The sequence below is a fragment of the Janthinobacterium sp. ROICE36 genome (assembly GCF_002869965.1).
Lineage (GTDB): Bacteria > Pseudomonadota > Gammaproteobacteria > Burkholderiales > Burkholderiaceae_D > Janthinobacterium.
The window spans coordinates 1-555 of sequence record NZ_PEBS01000203.1 but is presented as its reverse complement, the minus strand read 5'-3'; the positions used below and the strand labels follow the sequence as shown (position 1 = coordinate 555).

The window sequence follows — 555 nt, the reverse complement described above, 5'->3', positions numbered from 1 at the left end:
GCGCTGAACTGGGCTTGAGTGCGCGTACCGTCGAGCGCTGGCGCCGTACCGGCGAGGTCCGAGCCGATGCGAGACCGGCGGCAGCCCGACCGGCGCCGCCGCACAAGCTGAGCGAGCAAGAACGCCAGCGCGTGCTCGACGTCTGTCACGAGGCGCGCTTTGCCGACTTGCCGCCGGCGCAAATCGTGCCGCGTCTGGCCGACGAGGGTAGCTATCTGGCGTCCGAATCGTCGTTCTATCGCATACTGCGTGCGGCAAAAGAGCAGCAGCATCGCGGCCGCGCCAAGGCGCCGCAGGCCACCGAGCCGCAGCGCCACGTGGCCCACGGCCCCAACGAGGTGTGGAGCTGGGACGTGACGTATCTGCCCAGCCAGGTGCGCGGCATGTTCTTCTATCTGTACGCCGTCATCGACCTGTTCAGCCGCAAGTTGGTCGCATGGGAGGTGCATGCACGCGAGGGCGGCGACGAGGCGGCCGCGTTGATGGAGCGGGCTTGCTGGCGCGAGCGCCGCCCGCACAGCAAGCCGCTGGTGCTGCACGCGGACAATGGCGCAG

Annotated in this window: 1 protein-coding gene; it reads left to right on the top strand. The window is 69.2% G+C overall.

Features of this window, described 5'->3' with window-relative positions; genetic code table 11:
- The coding region (locus CSZ94_RS27450) for a DDE-type integrase/transposase/recombinase (protein WP_146009933.1) at positions 1–555 on the top strand (555 nt) is incomplete at both ends.